The following is a 14,805-nucleotide window of genomic DNA, read 5'->3' as shown; positions in this document are numbered from 1 at the left end:
CGCGAACCGCCCGGCGCCGAAGCCTCCGGGGAGTTTTGTTCGCGAGCAAGCTCGCTCCTACGGGTGAGCCAGGCCTCCAGCGGCAGGATCAGCTGGCCGTCGGGCAGCGCCGCCGGCACCTCGCGCAGGAGTTCCCAGGCATCGTCCGGTGCCAGCCGCGCCACACCGTCCTGCAAACGGATCAGGTTGTTCATGCCGGCACCTCCGCCTGGGCGTAGACCCGCGCCTTGAACGGCTCCAGGCCGACGCGCTCGACGGTTTCGACGAAGCTCTCGCCCACCCCGCGCTGCTCCACGTAGGTGTGCACGATGCGCTCGATCACCGCCGGCACCTCGGCGGCGCTGAACGACGGGCCGATCACCTTGCCCAGCGCGGCGCGCTTACCCTGGGCGCCGCCGAGGGTCACCTGGTACCACTCGCTGCCGTTCTTGTCGACGCCGAGGATGCCGATGTTGCCGATGTGGTGATGGCCGCAGGCGTTCATGCAGCCGGAGATGTTCAGGCTCAGCTCGCCGAGGTCGTGCAGGTAGTCGAGGTCCTCGAAGCGCTGCTGGATGCCCTGGGCGATGGGGATCGACTTGGCGTTGGCCAGCGCGCAGTAGTCGCCGCCCGGGCAGGCGATGACGTCGGTCAGCAGGCCCTGGTTGGGTGTGCCCAGGCCGGCCTCGCAGGCTTCGCGCCAGAGCGCGGGGAGGTCGGCCTTGCGCACGTCCGGCAGCACCAGGTTCTGCTCGTGGGCCACGCGGATTTCGCCGAAGCCGTAGCGTTCGGCCCAGTCAGCGACGCAGTCCATCTGTTCGGCGCTGACGTCACCGGGCGGCGCGGCCAGGCCCGGCTTGGTCGAGAGCACCACGCTGGCGTAGCCCGGCACCTTGTGCGGGCGCACGTTGCGCGAGGCCCAGCGGGCGAACGCGGGGTCGGCGGCCAGGGCGCCGCCAAGGGCCAGTTCGTCGCCGGCTTCGCGCGCATAGCGCGGCGGCTCGAAAGCGGCGGCGACGCGCTGGTATTCCTCGCGGGTCAACTGTGCGTCGCCGTCGCGCAGGTGTTGCCACTCCTCCTCCACTTCGCGAGCGAAGGCCTCGATGCCCAGCGCCTTGACCAGGATCTTGATCCGCGCCTTGTACTTGTTGTCGCGGCGACCATGGCGGTTGTACACCCGCAGGATGGCCTCGACGTAGGACAGCAGGTGCTGCCAGGGCAGGTCCTCGCGGATCTGCTGGGAGAGGATCGGCGTGCGCCCGAGGCCGCCGCCGACCATCACCCGCAGGCGCAGCTCGCCGGTGGCGTCGCGGTAAAGGTAGAGGCCGATGTCGTGCATCATCACCGCCGCGCGGTCTTCCTCGGCGGCGCACAGGGCGATCTTGAACTTGCGCGGCAGGAACAGGAATTCCGGGTTCACCGTCGACCACTGGCGAAGGATCTCGGCCAGCGGGCGCGGGTCCAGCAGCTCGTCGGCGGCGACCCCGGCGAAGGCCTCGGTGGTGATGTTGCGCACGCAGTTGCCGGAGGTCTGGATGGCGTGCATCTCCACCTCGGCGAGCAGTTCGAGGATGTCCGGCACGCGCTCCAGTTCGATCCAGTTGAACTGGATGTTCTGCCGCGTGGTGAAGTGCCCGTAGCCCCGGTCGAAGTCCCGGGCGATGCGCGCCAGGCTGCGCAGCTGGGCGCTGGCCAGGGTGCCGTAGGGAATCGCCACGCGCAGCATGTAGGCGTGCTTCTGCAGGTACAGGCCGTTCTGCAGGCGCAGCGGCAGGAACTCTTCCTCGCTCAGCGCGCCGGACAGGCGCCGCTCCACCTGGTCGCGGAACTGCGCAACGCGCTCGCGCACCAGGGCATGGTCGTAATCGTCGTATCGGTACATCGCCGGGGCACCTCACAAGGCCGTCGCGGCGGCCTGCTTCGGGCCGACCGCTGGTGATGGCGCCACTATGGCCGGCGGCTGTACTGCGCAACAGCGGCAGATCCCACGCAAAAAAGCGGATCAGACGCCGCATGCGGCCCCCGTGCGCCGCCCTGCGACCGCGTGCCACGCCCCCGGCCGGCGCCGCTCGCCGCGCCTGGCGCAGGGCATCTGATATGGTTTTTCACGCACAACCTGAATCTGTTTCGCGGCCGGCCGCGTTCCTATAGTCGCGGCGCATCCCAAGCCTGATGGGCCACGACAATGAGCGAAAGAATCCCCGCGAAGATCGTCGAGATCGCCGCCCCGCAACGTTTCACCCCGCCGTCCAAGCCCCTCTCGGCGGTCACCCCGACGGTCTACACCAAGCGCTTCAGCGGGCGCTTCCGCGACCTCCGGCGGCTCGGCGGGGCGCTGCTGTTCCTGCTGTTCTTCGGCACCCTGTGGCTGCAGTGGAACGGCCGCCAGGCGGTGCTCTGGGACCTGCCCGAGCGCAAGTTCTACATCTTCGGCGCGACCTTCTGGCCGCAGGACCTGATCCTGCTCTCGGCGCTGCTGATCATCGCCGCCTTCGGCCTGTTCTTCATCACCGTGCTGGCCGGGCGCGTCTGGTGCGGCTACACCTGCCCGCAGAGCGTGTGGACCTGGATCTTCATGTGGGCCGAGCAGGTCACCGAGGGCGACCGCAACCAACGCATGAAGCTCGACAAGGCCCCGGCCAGCGCCGCCAAGTACCTGCGCAAGGGCGCCAAGCACGGGCTCTGGCTGCTGATCAGCCTGGCCACGGCGCTGACCTTCGTCGGCTACTTCACCCCGGTGCGGCCGTTGGTGGCCGACCTGTTCACCCTCGACCTGGACCTGGAAAGCGCCTTCTGGGTGGCCTTCTTCGCCGCCGCCACCTACGCCAACGCCGGCTGGCTGCGCGAGCAGGTGTGCATCCACATGTGCCCCTACTCGCGCTTCCAGAGCGTGATGTTCGACAAGGACACCCTGATCATTTCCTACGACGCCACCCGTGGCGAATCCCGTGGCGCGCGCAAGAAGGAAGCCGACCCGAAGGCCCTCGGCCTGGGCGACTGCATCGACTGCCAGCAGTGCGTACAGGTCTGCCCCACCGGCATCGACATCCGCGACGGCCTGCAGATCGCCTGCATCGGCTGCGCCGCCTGCGTCGACGCCTGCGACACGGTGATGGACAAGATGGGCTACGCCCGCGGCCTGGTCGCCTACACCTCCGAGCGTGCCCTGGAAGGTGGCCGCACCCAACTGCTGCGGCCGCGCCTGGTCGGCTACGCGGCGGTGCTGCTGGCGATGTTCGGCGCCTTCGCCTGGGCGCTGGACGCGCGCCCGCTGATCGCCCTGGACGTGGCCCGCGACCGTGGCCTGTTCCGCGAGAACGCCGAAGGCCAGATCGAGAACGTCTACAACCTCAAGCTGATCAACAAGACCCAGCAGCCGCAGCGCTACCACCTGAGCCTCGCCGAAGGCAGCGGCTATCGCCTGCAGGGCGTGCCGGAACTGCGCCTGGAGCCGGGCGAAATCCGCGACTTCGCCGTGTCGGTGGCCAGCCAGGCGCAGAGCAGCGCCGGTGGTTCGCTGCCGCTGAGCTTCCGCGTCAGCGACGGCAACGAGCGGGTCGACGCCGTCAGCACCTTCGTTTCGCCGAGGCGCTGAGCATGGCCCTCCGGCATGGCGGCGGCGCCGCGCAACGCCTAGAGTGGGAGCTTCCCAACGGTCCGCAGGACAAGATGAAGCGCTACGAGAAATTCGCCGACGAGATCGCCGAACTGATTCGCAGCGGGGTGCTCGCCCCCGGGCAGAAGGTCCCCTCGGTGCGCCACGCCAGCCGCACCTACGGGGTCAGCGCGTCCACCGTGTTCCAGGCCTACTACCTGCTGGAGGATCGCGGCCTGATCGTCGCCCGCGCGCGCTCCGGCTACTTCGTCCGCGAGCACGTGCGCCGCGCCCTGGCCGAGCCGGAGATCGCCCGCCACGAGGCGCAGACCACCGAGGTCGACGTCAGCGAACTGGTGTTCTCGGTGCTCAGCTCGATCAAGGACCCGGACACCGTGCCCTTCGGCTCGGCCTTCCCGGCCCCGGAGCTGTTCCCGCTGCCGCGCCTGGCACGCTCCATGGCCCACGCGGTGCGCGACATGGACCCGCGCGCCACGGTGGCCGACATGACCCCGGGCAGCCACGCCCTGCGCCGGCAGATCGCCCTGCGCTACATGGTCAACGGCACGCCGCTGCCGGTGGAGGAACTGGTGGTCAGCAACGGCGCCCTGGAGGCGCTGAACCTGTGCCTGCAGGTGGTCACCCGCCCCGGCGACCTGGTGGCGGTCGAGGCGCCGGCCTTCTACGCCACCCTGCAGGTGCTCGAACGCCTGAAGCTCAAGGCCGTGGAAATCCCCGTGCACCCGCGCGAGGGCATCGACCTGCAGGCCCTGGGCGACAGCCTGGAACGCCTGCCGGTGAAGGCCTGCTGGTTCATGAGCAACTTCCAGAACCCGCTCGGCGCGAGCATGAGCGAGGAGAAGAAACGCGACCTCGCCGCCCTGCTCGGCAAGCACCAGGTGCCGCTGATCGAGGACGACGTCTACGCCGAGCTGTACTTCGCCCAGCAGGCGCCCAAGCCGGTCAAGGCCTACGACAGCGAGGGCCTGGTGATGCACTGCGGCAGCTTCTCCAAGAGCCTGGCGCCGGGCTACCGGGTCGGCTGGGTGGCCGGCGGCCGCTACCGCGAGCAGATCGAGCGGCTCAAGCTGATGACCAGCCTGTCGGCCTCGGTGCCGGCCCAGGCGGCCATTGCCGACTACCTGCAGCACGGCGGCTACGACCGCCACCTGCGCAAGCTGCGCCACGCCCTGGAAAGCCAGCAGCACGCGATGCTCGCCGCGGTGGCCCGGCACTTCCCCGAGCAGACCCGGGTGACCCGCCCCAGCGGCGGCTACTTCCTCTGGCTGGAACTGCCCGAGCGCATCGACGCACTGAAGCTGTTCCAGCTCGCCCACGCCCAGGGCATCAGCGTCGCGCCCGGGCCGATCTTCTCCGCCACCCGCGGCTTCCGCCACTGCCTGCGGCTGAACTACGGCCACCCCTGGACGCCGCGCAGCGAAAAGGCCATGCAGACCCTGGGGCGGATCATCGACTCGCTGTGAAGCTGCTCCACACATTCGGCAAGGATCTGTACCTGTGCGGCGGATTGCCGCAGGAATAACCTGTCAGGCAGGAACCCGGACAAGGGAGACCCGCCATGGACGCCGAAACCCTGACCCTGCTGCTCACCGTCGGCACCGCGCTCGGCGTGCACCTGGGCGTGCGCTGGTACATCCGCCACGGCCTGCCCGGGCGCGGGCCGGATGATTGGATGGCTTGATGTGAGTGGCGGGTTTGAGAGCGCCCTCTCCCTAACCCTCGGCTGCGCGCCCCGCTCTGAAGGGAGAGGGGACCGTTGGGCAGAACTGGGAGTTCTGGAGTCAGCCGGCAACGCCGTTGGTTTCCGGCTGAAACCATTCCTCCTCTCGGCACGGACTAGCCCCCTCTCCCTTCAGGGAGAGGGCTGGGGAGAGGGCGCGGAGTCGAGCTGATGCATCGATGCATCCGGCAAGCACCGTTCGCGAGCAAGCTCGCGCCTACAAGCAACCCCCAGCCATCTGCCGTCAATCCGGCCGGTACAGGTGCGCGTGCCCCGCGCTGTACAGCGACGATTCGGTGAAGCCCTCCGCCGCCAGCACCCGCCCGACCAGGATCAGCGCCGTGCGCTTGAAGCCCTTGGCGGCGGCCTTGGGCAGGATGTCGCCGAGGGTGCCGGTGACCTGGTCCTGGTCCGGCCAGCTGGCGCGGTGGATCACCGCGATCGGGCAGTCGGCGCCGTAGTGCGGCAACAGCTCATCGACGATCTTCTCCAGCTGGCCCACGCCCAGGTGGATGGCCATGCTCGCGCGGTGCCGCGCCAGCTCGCCAAGGGACTCGCCCTCGGGCATCCTGGTCTTGCTCGCGTAGCGGGTGAGGATCAGCGTCTGCGACAACTCCGGCAGGGTCAGCTCGCAGCCCAGCAGCGCGGCGCAGGCGGCGGTGGCGGTGACCCCGGGGACGACCTCGTAGGGAATGCCGAGGCGCCGCAGGTGCTGGATCTGCTCGCCGATGGCGCCGTACAGCGAGGGGTCGCCGGAGTGCACGCGGGCCACGTCCTGCCCCTTCGCGTGGGCCTCGGCGAGCAGTGCGACTATCTGCTCCAGGTGCAGCTCGGCGGTGTTCACCAGCACTTCGGCGCGGTGCCCTTCGAGCACCGCCTCGGGCACCAGCGAACCGGCGTAGAGGATCACCGGGCAGCTGCGCACCAGGCGCTGGCCCTTGACCGTGATGAGCTCGGGGTCGCCGGGGCCGGCGCCAATGAAATAGACCGTCATGAATGCACGCTTCGGATCGGGAAATGCCCAGTCTACCCCAGGCCGCTATCCCATCAGAGCCGGCGCCATGGCCAGCGCGCAGGTGGCGTTGGCACTGCGCCGCTTGGTCACCAGCAAGCGCGCCGGGCCTTCGGCCAGCGACTCGGCCAGGGCCAGGGCGGCGGCTTCGGCGACGCCGGGGCTGCCGGTGGCCTGGCGGGCCAGCGCGGACGTCGAGGTCAGGCGATGCTCGTAGGGCGCCAGGCGCGCCGCGTCGAGCAGTTCCAGGGGCAGCTGCAACTGCCGGGCGAGGTCGCGCAGGCCGCCTTCCAGGGCCTTGGCCTCGCTGCTGGCCAGCGCCTGCAGCACGCCCTCGTCGAGCCTGGCCTCGGCCAGGCAGGCGCGCAGCAACGCGAGCAGTTCATCGGCGGCGCAGCCGCGTCGGCACCCGAATCCAGCCACCAGAATCACCGTCCACACCTCCCCCGGCACAGCCAGCGCGCAGCTCAGCACGGCCCCGCCACGCGGTCAACCGGCCGGAGGCGATTGACCGCCCGCCGGGCACTGCGTAGCCTTTGCCGCTTCGAGGTTCTCCGGCCGCGCGCCGGAGCTAAGAGGGAACGTGGTCAAGGCCACGGCTGCCCCCGCAACTGTGAGCGATCCAAGGCCCTTCGAATGCCACTGCCGACGGCGGGAAGGCGAAGGACCGGGCGAATGCCGGATCGCGAGCCAGGAGACCTGCCTCGCGACAGCATCACGACAACCGGGCGGGGTGATCCGGGTGGCGGCTTCCGTTGCACGGCCGGACCGTGCGCGCGCCTCTGCATCCCGCCATCGCAGCGCAGAGGCGACCATGCAAACCCTGGCCAAACTCCCCGTCACCATCGTCACCGGCTTCCTCGGTGCCGGCAAGACCACCCTGCTCCGGCACATGCTCGACAACGCCCAAGGCCGCCGCATCGCGGTGATCGTCAACGAGTTCGGCGAACTGGGCATCGACGGCGAAATCCTCAAGCAATGCTCCATCGGCTGCACCGAAGAAGAGGCCGTGGGCCGCGTCTTCGAACTGGCCAACGGCTGCCTGTGCTGCACCGTGCAGGAAGAGTTCTTCCCGGTGATGCGCGAGCTGGTGGCGCGCCGCGGCGAGCTCGACCAGATCCTCATCGAGACCAGCGGCCTGGCCCTGCCCAAGCCCCTGGTGCAGGCCTTCCAGTGGCCGGAAATCCGCAACGCCTGCACCGTCGACGCGGTGATCACCGTGGTCGACAGCCCCGCCGTGGCCGCCGGCACCTTCGCCGCGCACCCCGAGCAGGTCGACGAGCAGCGCAAGCAGGACCCGAACCTGGACCACGAATCGCCGCTGCACGAACTGTTCGAAGACCAGCTCGCCAGCGCCGACCTGGTGGTGCTGAACAAGGCCGACCTGCTCGACGCCGGCACCCTCGCACAGGTCCGCGCCCACGTCGCCGAGGAGCTGCCGCCGGCGGTGAAGATCATCGAGGCCAGCGCCGGCCAGCTGCCGCTGTCGGTGCTGCTGGGGCTCAACGCCGAGGCCGAGCTGCACATCGACAGCCGCCCGACCCACCACGATCACGAAGGCCACGAGGACCATGACCACGACGAGTTCGACTCCTTCCACGTCGACCTCCCGGAAGTCCAGGAAAGCGCCCTGCTGGAGGCCCTCGGCCAGCTCGTGGAGCGCCACGGCATCCTCCGCGTGAAGGGCTTCGCGGCCATCCCCGGCAAGCCCATGCGCCTGCTGATCCAGGGCGTCGGCAAGCGCTTCGACAAGCACTTCGACCGCAAGTGGCTGGGCGACGAAACCCGCGCCACGCGCCTGGTGGTGATCGGCCAGGAACTCGACCAGGCCGCCATCGCCAACGAGCTGCGCACCGCGCTGGCGTGAACCTCACCACCCTCTCCCCCAGCCCCTCTCCCGCAAGCGGGAGAGGGGAGCCATTTCGGCGCTTCGCCGAAAGTCCGCCGCGTGGGCGCACGCCGTGCCCGCCGGTTGTATTGATCCATCCGCGCACACCGAACCGGCCCCCTCTCCCTTCAGGGAGAGGGCTGGGGAGAGGGCGCTCCTGACCGAGCGAAAGAGGTCCCCCGCATGCACCTGCTGCGCACCCAACCCGGCGGCTTCGTCCCCGACGACGGCATCGCCCACCTGGCCCAGACGTCCGCCGAGCTGGTCATCCTGTGCAGCGGCGACTCGCACCTGGCGCTGCTCGCCGAGGCCGCGCGCGCGCTGCCGGACGACTACCCGAGCCTGCGCCTGGCCAACCCCATGCAGTTGCAGAACCACGCCTCGGTGGACCTCTACGTCGACGAGGTATTGCGGCACGCCAAGGTCATCCTGATCTCGGTGCACGGCGGCGTCGGCTACTGGCGCTACGGCATCGAGCAACTGGTGGCGCTGGCCGAGCGCGGCGCCACGCTGGTGCTGGTGCCCGGCGACGACAAGCCCGACCCCGAACTCGCCGCGCTGTGCTCCGTGCCCGCCGCCGACGCCGAGCGGCTCTGGCAGTACCTGCGCCAGGGCGGCCTGGACAACGCCCGGCAACTGTTCGCCAACCTGGCCAGCCAGTACCTGGGCCGCGCCTACCCGTGGCAGGAACCGCGCACCCTGCCCCGCGTGGCGCTGCACCACCCGGCACGGGCCGCGGCGGCGCTCGCCGACTGGCAGGCCGAGTGGAACCCGGACTGGCCGGTGGCGGCACTGCTGTTCTACCGCACCCACCTGCAGGCGGCGAACACCGGCTTCATCGACACCTTCTGCGAACGCCTGCGCGCGCAACGGCTCAACCCGCTGCCGATCGCCGTGGCCAGTCTCAAGGAAGCGGCCTGCCTGGAGCGGGTCGAAGCCTTGCTGGACGAGGCCGACGCCGAGCTGATCATCAACACCACCGGCTTCGCCCAGTCCAACCCGGAGGCCCCCCAGGCGCGACCGTTCCGCCGTGACGTGCCGGTGCTGCAAGCCATCTGCTCGCTGGACAACCTCGAACTCTGGCGCGCCAGCGCCCAGGGCCTGGGCCCGCGCGACCTGGCCATGCACGTGGCGCTGCCGGAACTGGACGGCCGCCTGATCACCCGCCCGATCAGCTTCAAGGGCCTGGCCTGGCGCAGCGAGCGCAGCCAGAGCGACGTGGTCTGCTACCTGGCGCACCGGCCGGGCATGGACTTCGTCGCCGAGCTGGCGCGGCGCTGGATCGTCCTGGCACGCAAGGCCAACGCCGACAAGCGCGTGGCGCTGATCCTGGCCAACTACCCGACCCGCGACGGGCGCATCGGCAACGGCGTCGGCCTGGACACCCCGGCGGCGGCGCTGAACATCCTGCGCGCGCTGGAGGCCTCGGGCTACCCGCTGGCCGGCCTGCCGGAGACCGGCGACGCGCTTATCCACAGCCTGCTCGGCGGCATCAGTAACGACCTCGACAGCCTCGACCTGCGCCCGTGCGCGCAGAGCCTGGCGCTGGCCGACTACCAGGCCTGCTTCGCCCGCCTGCCCGAGGCCAACCAGCGCGCCGTGCGCGAACGCTGGGGCAAGCCCGAGCAGGACCCGATGTTCCGTGGCGGGCGGATGATGGTCGCCGGCCTGCGCTTCGGCCTGGCCTTCGTCGGCATCCAGCCGGCGCGCGGCTACCAGCTCGACCCGGCGGCCATCTATCACGACCCGGCGCTGGTTCCACCACACGGCTACCTGGCCTTCTACTTCTGGCTGCGCGAGGCGTTCGGCGCCGACGCGGTGATCCACGTCGGCAAGCACGGCAACCTCGAATGGCTGCCCGGCAAAGGCGTCGGCCTGTCCGAGGAATGCTGGCCGGACGCGATCCTCGGCGCACTGCCCAACCTCTACCCGTTCATCGTCAACGACCCCGGCGAGGGCGCCCAAGCCAAGCGCCGCAGCCAGGCGCTGATCATCGACCACCTGATGCCGCCGCTGACCCGCGCCGAGAACTACGGCCCGCTGCGCGACCTCGAACGCCTGGCCGACGAGTACTACGACGCCTCGCTGCTCGACCCGCGCCGCGCCGTGCAGCTGCGCGGGGAAATCCTCGACGCCGTGCGCGCCGCCGCCCTCGACCGCGAGCTGGGCCTGCACCTGAACGACGACGAAGACAGCTGGTTGCCGCAACTGGACGCCTACCTCTGCGACCTCAAGGAATCGCAGATCCGCGACGGCCTGCACGTGTTCGGCGAATCGCCGGTGGGCCAGCTGCGCCGCGACACCCTGCTGTCGCTGGTGCGCATTCCGCGCGGCGACGGTCGCGGCGGCAACGCCAGCCTGCTGCGCGCCCTGGCCGAGGACCTGGAGCTGGGCCGCGACCCGCTCGACAGCAACTTCGCCGAGCACTGGGACGGCCCGCGCCCGGCGCTGCTCGCCGAGCTGAGCGAGGAAGCCTGGCGCAGCAACGGCGACACCCGCGAGCGCCTGGAGCTGCTCGCGCTACACCTGATCGAACAGGGGCTGGACGGCCCCGGCGCGGCCAGCGACCAGGTCCTGCGCCACCTGCGCGACAGCGTGGCGCCGCTGCTCGACGCCTGCGGCGCCAACGAGATCGGCCAGCTGCTCGCCGGCCTCGACGGCCGCTTCGTGCCCGCCGGCCCCAGCGGCGCGCCCAGTCGCGGGCGTCTCGACGTGCTGCCCACCGGGCGCAACTTCTTCACCGTCGACGTGCGCAACCTGCCCACGCCCACCGCCTACCGCCTGGGCTTCCAGTCCGCCAGCCGGTTGCTCGAACGGCACCTGCAGGACCACGGCGACTACCTGCGCCAGCTCGGCCTCTCGGTATGGGGCACGGCGACCATGCGCAGCGGCGGCGACGACATCGCCCAGGCCCTGGCGCTGCTCGGCGTGCGCCCGGTGTGGCAGGCCGGCAGCCAGCGCGTGGAGGACTTCGAAATCCTCCCGCTGAGCCTGCTCGACCGCCCCCGGGTCGACGTGACCCTGCGCGTCTCCGGGTTCTTCCGCGACGCCTTCGCCAACCTCATCCGCCTGTTCGACGCGGCGGTGCAGGCAGTGGCGGCGCTCGACGAGCCGGACGACATGAACCCGCTGGCCGCCCGCGTGCGCGCCGAGAGCGCCCAGCTGCAAGCCAGCGGCGTGGATGAAGAAAGCGCCCGGCGCCAGGCCGGCTGGCGCATCTTCGGCGCGCAACCGGGCGCCTATGGCGCCGGCGTGCAGGGGGTGATCGAGGAACGCAACTGGGAGAACCGCGCCGACCTCGCCGCGGCCTACCTGAACTGGGGCGGCTACGCCTACGGCGCCGGCGACGACGGCACCCCGGCCCGCGAGCGCTTCGCCCGGCGCCTGGACGGTCTGCAGGCGGTGCTGCACAACCAGGACAACCGCGAGCACGACATCCTCGACTCCAACGACTACTACCAGTTCCAGGGCGGCATGCTGGCCGCCGCCGAGGTCATCCAGGAACGTCGCGTGGCCAGCTACCACGGCGACCACAGCCAGCCGGACAACCCGCGCATCCGCACCCTCAAGGAAGAACTCGGCCGCGTGCTACGCGCCCGCGCGGTGAACCCGAAATGGATCGCCGGGATGAAGCGCCACGGCTACAAGGGCGCCTTCGAGATGGCCGCCACGGTGGACTACCTGTTCGCCTTCGACGCCACCAGCGAGCTGGTCGAGGACCACCAGTACCAGCTGCTGGCCGACGCCTACCTGCTGGACACGGACACCCGCGAGTTCATCCAGCGGCACAACCCCGAGGCCCTGCGCGACATCGCCGAACGCCTGCTGGAAGCGCAGCAGCGCGGGCTCTGGGAAGAACCCGGCGACTACCGCGAAGCGCTGGAAGACATCCTGGTGGACAGCGAAGAGTCCTGAGCCACGCACCGGCTTTTCGTAGGATGGTGTTGAGCGAAGCGATACCCATCACCGCAACCGCATGTCGGCGGATAACGCCTGGGGCGTTATGCGCCCTACGTAACGCTCGGCATCGGCGTAGGGCGAATAACCGTTCGCGGTTATCCGCCGTAGGCCAAAACGCCTGCGCTACAGGCTCAGCCCCGACGCATCCGCCGCGCCGCGTCGAGCAGCAGCGCCTCGGTCCCGCTCCAGCCCAGGCAGCCGTCGGTGATCGACACGCCGTAGCGCAGCTCGCCCTTCAGCGGCTGGCAGCCGTCGAACAGGTGGCTTTCCAGCATCACCCCGCGCAGCGAGGCGTCGCCGCCCAGGCGCTGGTCGAGCACGCTGGCCAGCACCGCCGGCTGGCGCAGCGGGTCCTTGGCGCTGTTGGCGTGGCTGCAGTCGACCATGATCCGCGCCGGGATGCCCTGTTTCTCCAGCCCTTCGCGGGCCGCGCGCACGCTGGCCACGTCGTAGTTGGGGCCGCCGTGGCCGCCGCGCAGCACCAGGTGGGTGTCCGGGTTGCCGAGGGTCTGCACCAGCGCCGGGCGGCCCAGCCCGTCGATGCCGAAGTGCTGGTGCGGGTGTTCCGCCGAGCGCATCGCGTCGCAGGCGATGCCGAGGCTGCCGTCGGTGCCGTTCTTGAACCCCACCGGCAGGTCGAGGCCGCTGACCATCTCGCGGTGCACCTGCGACTCGCTGGTGCGCGCGCCGATCGCCGCCCAACCCAGCAGGTCGTCGAGGTAGCCGGCGACCAGCGGCTGCAGCAGCTCGGTGGCCACCGGCAGGCCACGTTCGAGCATGCCCAGCAGCAGCCGGCGCGACAGCGCCAGGCCCTCGGCCATGTCGCCGCTGCCGTCCAGGCGCGGGTCGTACACCAGGCCCTTCCAGCCGACCGTGGTGCGCGGCTTCTCGACGTAGGCGCGCATCACCAGCAGCAACTGGTCGCTCACTTGCGGGGCCAGGGCGGCGAGGCGCTCGGCGTAGTCGAGGGCGGATTCCGGGTCATGCAGGGAGCACGGGCCGACCACCACCAGCAGGCGCGGGTCGCGGCCGTCGAGGATGGCGCGGATGGCCTGGCGGTCGTGCTGCACGCGCTCGGCCAGGGCGGCCGACAGCGGCAGGCGCTGGCGCAGTTCGGCGGGGCTCGGCAGCGGCTGTTCGCGGCGGCGGGCGGAGGGGCGCGGCAGTTCGAGGACTTCGGCGGACTGCGGCAGGTCGTTGCGGATCAGGGCGGAAACGGAAGAGTTCATGGACTGGCATCCTTGGCCGGCGCGGTCGTCTGCCGCGCGCGGCGCTATCTGAGTGTTCGACTGAGGTGTTCGGGAGAGGCAGCGGCGCGGCTGCTAAATCGCCAGTCGGAGGTGCGGTAATAGCGGTAGGTGGTGTAAGCGGTCATGTTTCGATCCTGTGCTTGAAGTGGTGTGGCCTTGTGGGCCGGAAAAACAAAAACCCCGGTCGGGTTGCCGACCGGGGTTTCGTGAATCTGTCTGGTTGGCGACCCTGCTTGCTAGGGCGCCTGTGGGGTATCAGGCGCGCCTGTGGCTAAACCAATACCCATAGAAGAAATAACCGGCGGCAGCGACCAGCACCTGCGCGCGCGCAATCACGGAGCCGAGGGCACCGCGGCGGGCGAGGGACTGGAGGGAGCGGCTGGACGACATGGTTATCTCCGAAGAATGCCGACCAACCTACCGCATCGCCGCCGGGCTTTCAATACGACCTGTCTATCACCCCGATCGAGGCGGTCGCCCGGCGCGCCGTGCTTCGCTACCATTCGCCCTTCACGCACGCCGCAGGTACTTCCCATGCAACCGCACTTCCCGCTCGCCGCCGTGGTCGCCGCCGACGACCTGAAACTGGCGCTGTGCCTGGCCGCCATCGACCCGGCCGTGGGCGGCGTGCTGATCGAGGGCCCGCGCGGCATGGCCAAGTCGACCCTGGCCCGCGGCGTGGCGGAGCTGCTCGACGGCGGGCGCTTCGTCACCCTGCCGCTGGGCGCCAGCGAAGAACGCATCGTCGGCACCCTCGACCTCGACGCCGCCCTCGGCGAAGGCCGCGTGCGCTTCTCCCCGGGCCTGCTGGCCAGCGCCGACGGCGGCGTGCTCTACGTCGACGAGGTCAACCTGCTGCCCGACCACCTGGTGGACCTGCTGCTGGACGTGGCCGCCAGCGGGGTCAACCACGTCGAGCGCGACGGCCTCTCGCACAGCCACCCGGCGCGCTTCGTGCTGATCGGCACCATGAACCCCGAGGAAGGCGAACTGCGCCCGCAACTGCTCGACCGTTTCGGCCTCAAGGTCGAGCTGGGCGGCAGCCCGCTACCAGCCGAGCGCGCCGAGATCGTCCGCCGCCGCCTGGCCTTCGACAGCGACCCGCAGGCTTTCCTCGCCCACTGGCGCGCCGAGCAGGACGCCCTGCGCCAGCGCTGCGCCGCGGCGCGCCAGCGCCTGCCCGGCGTGCCGCTGGACGACGCCGCGCTGCAGGCTATCGCCGAGCGCTGCTACGCCGCCGGGGTGGATGGCCTGCGCGCCGACCTGGTCTGGCTGCGCGGCGCCCGCGCCCACGCCGCCTGGCGCGGGCGGATGCTCAGGGCTTTTTTGGCCAGCGCGGCAGTTCGCGGCTGGCGCCGCTGGGCACGGCGCGCGGCGGCA

Annotated in this window: 10 protein-coding genes, 1 pseudogene and 1 riboswitch; of the genes and pseudogenes, 6 read left to right on the top strand and 5 right to left on the bottom strand. The window is 70.5% G+C overall.

Annotation, left to right across the window (positions count from 1 at the left end):
• Together P3W75_RS28465 and P3W75_RS28460 are read right to left on the bottom strand one after the other, a co-directional pair.
• Positions 1-194: pseudogene (locus tag P3W75_RS28465) on the bottom strand (DUF934 domain-containing protein); the annotation flags it as partial.
• A complete protein-coding gene (locus P3W75_RS28460; protein WP_276230663.1) occupies positions 191-1,861 on the bottom strand; it encodes a nitrite/sulfite reductase in 1,671 nt (556 codons plus the stop codon). The pseudogene P3W75_RS28465 and the gene P3W75_RS28460, both read right to left, overlap by 4 nt.
• 303 nt (positions 1,862-2,164) lie before the next feature.
• Between P3W75_RS28460 and ccoG the strand changes: the two genes are divergently transcribed.
• The 3 genes from ccoG to P3W75_RS28445 all read left to right on the top strand — a co-directional run bounded on the left by ccoG (position 2,165) and on the right by P3W75_RS28445 (position 5,276).
• Positions 2,165-3,574 carry a cytochrome c oxidase accessory protein CcoG gene (gene ccoG, locus P3W75_RS28455; protein ID WP_276230662.1) on the top strand — a complete coding sequence of 470 codons (1,410 nt, stop codon included), beginning with the start codon at positions 2,165-2,167 and terminating at the stop codon, positions 3,572-3,574.
• A gap of 74 nt (positions 3,575-3,648) precedes the next feature.
• The gene (gene mapR / locus P3W75_RS28450) at positions 3,649-5,058 is read left to right on the top strand and encodes a GntR family transcriptional regulator MpaR (protein WP_276230665.1); all 1,410 of its coding nucleotides are present in this window, start codon (positions 3,649-3,651) and stop codon (positions 5,056-5,058) included.
• 95 nt (positions 5,059-5,153) lie between these two features.
• On the top strand, positions 5,154-5,276 hold the full coding sequence (locus P3W75_RS28445; RefSeq protein ID WP_276230661.1) for a hypothetical protein: 123 nt from the start codon (positions 5,154-5,156) through the stop codon (positions 5,274-5,276).
• 283 nt (positions 5,277-5,559) lie between these two features.
• On the opposite strand, the gene cobM is transcribed toward P3W75_RS28445, so the two are convergent.
• Together cobM and P3W75_RS28435 are read right to left on the bottom strand one after the other, a co-directional pair.
• Positions 5,560-6,309, bottom strand: a complete 750-nt coding sequence (gene cobM, locus P3W75_RS28440; RefSeq protein WP_276230660.1) for a precorrin-4 C(11)-methyltransferase — start codon at positions 6,307-6,309, stop codon at positions 5,560-5,562.
• Between the two features lie 45 nt (positions 6,310-6,354).
• The gene (locus tag P3W75_RS28435; protein ID WP_276230664.1) at positions 6,355-6,759 is read right to left on the bottom strand and encodes a cobalamin biosynthesis protein; all 405 of its coding nucleotides are present in this window, start codon (positions 6,757-6,759) and stop codon (positions 6,355-6,357) included.
• A gap of 98 nt (positions 6,760-6,857) precedes the next feature.
• Positions 6,858-7,048: riboswitch (cobalamin riboswitch) on the top strand.
• Between the two features lie 93 nt (positions 7,049-7,141).
• On the opposite strand from P3W75_RS28435, the gene cobW reads away from it, so the two are divergent.
• Together cobW and cobN are read left to right on the top strand one after the other, a co-directional pair.
• On the top strand, positions 7,142-8,194 hold the full coding sequence (gene cobW / locus P3W75_RS28430; RefSeq protein ID WP_276230659.1) for a cobalamin biosynthesis protein CobW: 1,053 nt from the start codon (positions 7,142-7,144) through the stop codon (positions 8,192-8,194).
• A gap of 204 nt (positions 8,195-8,398) precedes the next feature.
• Entirely contained in the window at positions 8,399-12,130 is a 3,732-nt protein-coding gene (gene cobN, locus P3W75_RS28425) for a cobaltochelatase subunit CobN (RefSeq protein ID WP_276230658.1), read from the top strand.
• 176 nt (positions 12,131-12,306) lie between these two features.
• Here cobN and P3W75_RS28420 read toward each other — a convergent pair whose 3' ends face one another.
• Positions 12,307-13,404 carry a 3-deoxy-7-phosphoheptulonate synthase gene (locus tag P3W75_RS28420; RefSeq protein ID WP_276230657.1) on the bottom strand — a complete coding sequence of 366 codons (1,098 nt, stop codon included), beginning with the start codon at positions 13,402-13,404 and terminating at the stop codon, positions 12,307-12,309.
• Positions 13,405-13,959: 555 nt separating this feature from the next.
• Between P3W75_RS28420 and P3W75_RS28415 the strand changes: the two genes are divergently transcribed.
• Positions 13,960-14,805 (top strand): ATP-binding protein (locus P3W75_RS28415; protein ID WP_276230656.1); only part of this gene is annotated, 846 nt, incomplete at its 3' end.

It is taken from the genome of Pseudomonas citronellolis (genome assembly GCF_029335315.1).
GTDB lineage: Bacteria > Pseudomonadota > Gammaproteobacteria > Pseudomonadales > Pseudomonadaceae > Pseudomonas > Pseudomonas citronellolis_A.
Note: the sequence above shows the minus strand (reverse complement) of the source record. Positions and strands in the feature narration are given on the sequence as shown.

Excerpts from the sequence above, each read along its gene's own strand:
- P3W75_RS28460 (WP_276230663.1), bottom strand. The coding sequence starts at position 1,861 with ATGTACCGATACGACGATTACGACCATGCCCTGGTGCGCGAGCGCGTT.
- ccoG (WP_276230662.1), top strand. The coding sequence starts at position 2,165 with ATGAGCGAAAGAATCCCCGCGAAGATCGTCGAGATCGCCGCCCCGCAA.
- mapR (WP_276230665.1), top strand. The coding sequence starts at position 3,649 with ATGAAGCGCTACGAGAAATTCGCCGACGAGATCGCCGAACTGATTCGC.
- P3W75_RS28445 (WP_276230661.1), top strand. The coding sequence starts at position 5,154 with ATGGACGCCGAAACCCTGACCCTGCTGCTCACCGTCGGCACCGCGCTC.
- cobM (WP_276230660.1), bottom strand. The coding sequence starts at position 6,309 with ATGACGGTCTATTTCATTGGCGCCGGCCCCGGCGACCCCGAGCTCATC.
- cobW (WP_276230659.1), top strand. The coding sequence starts at position 7,142 with ATGCAAACCCTGGCCAAACTCCCCGTCACCATCGTCACCGGCTTCCTC.
- cobN (WP_276230658.1), top strand. The coding sequence starts at position 8,399 with ATGCACCTGCTGCGCACCCAACCCGGCGGCTTCGTCCCCGACGACGGC.
- P3W75_RS28420 (WP_276230657.1), bottom strand. The coding sequence starts at position 13,404 with ATGAACTCTTCCGTTTCCGCCCTGATCCGCAACGACCTGCCGCAGTCC.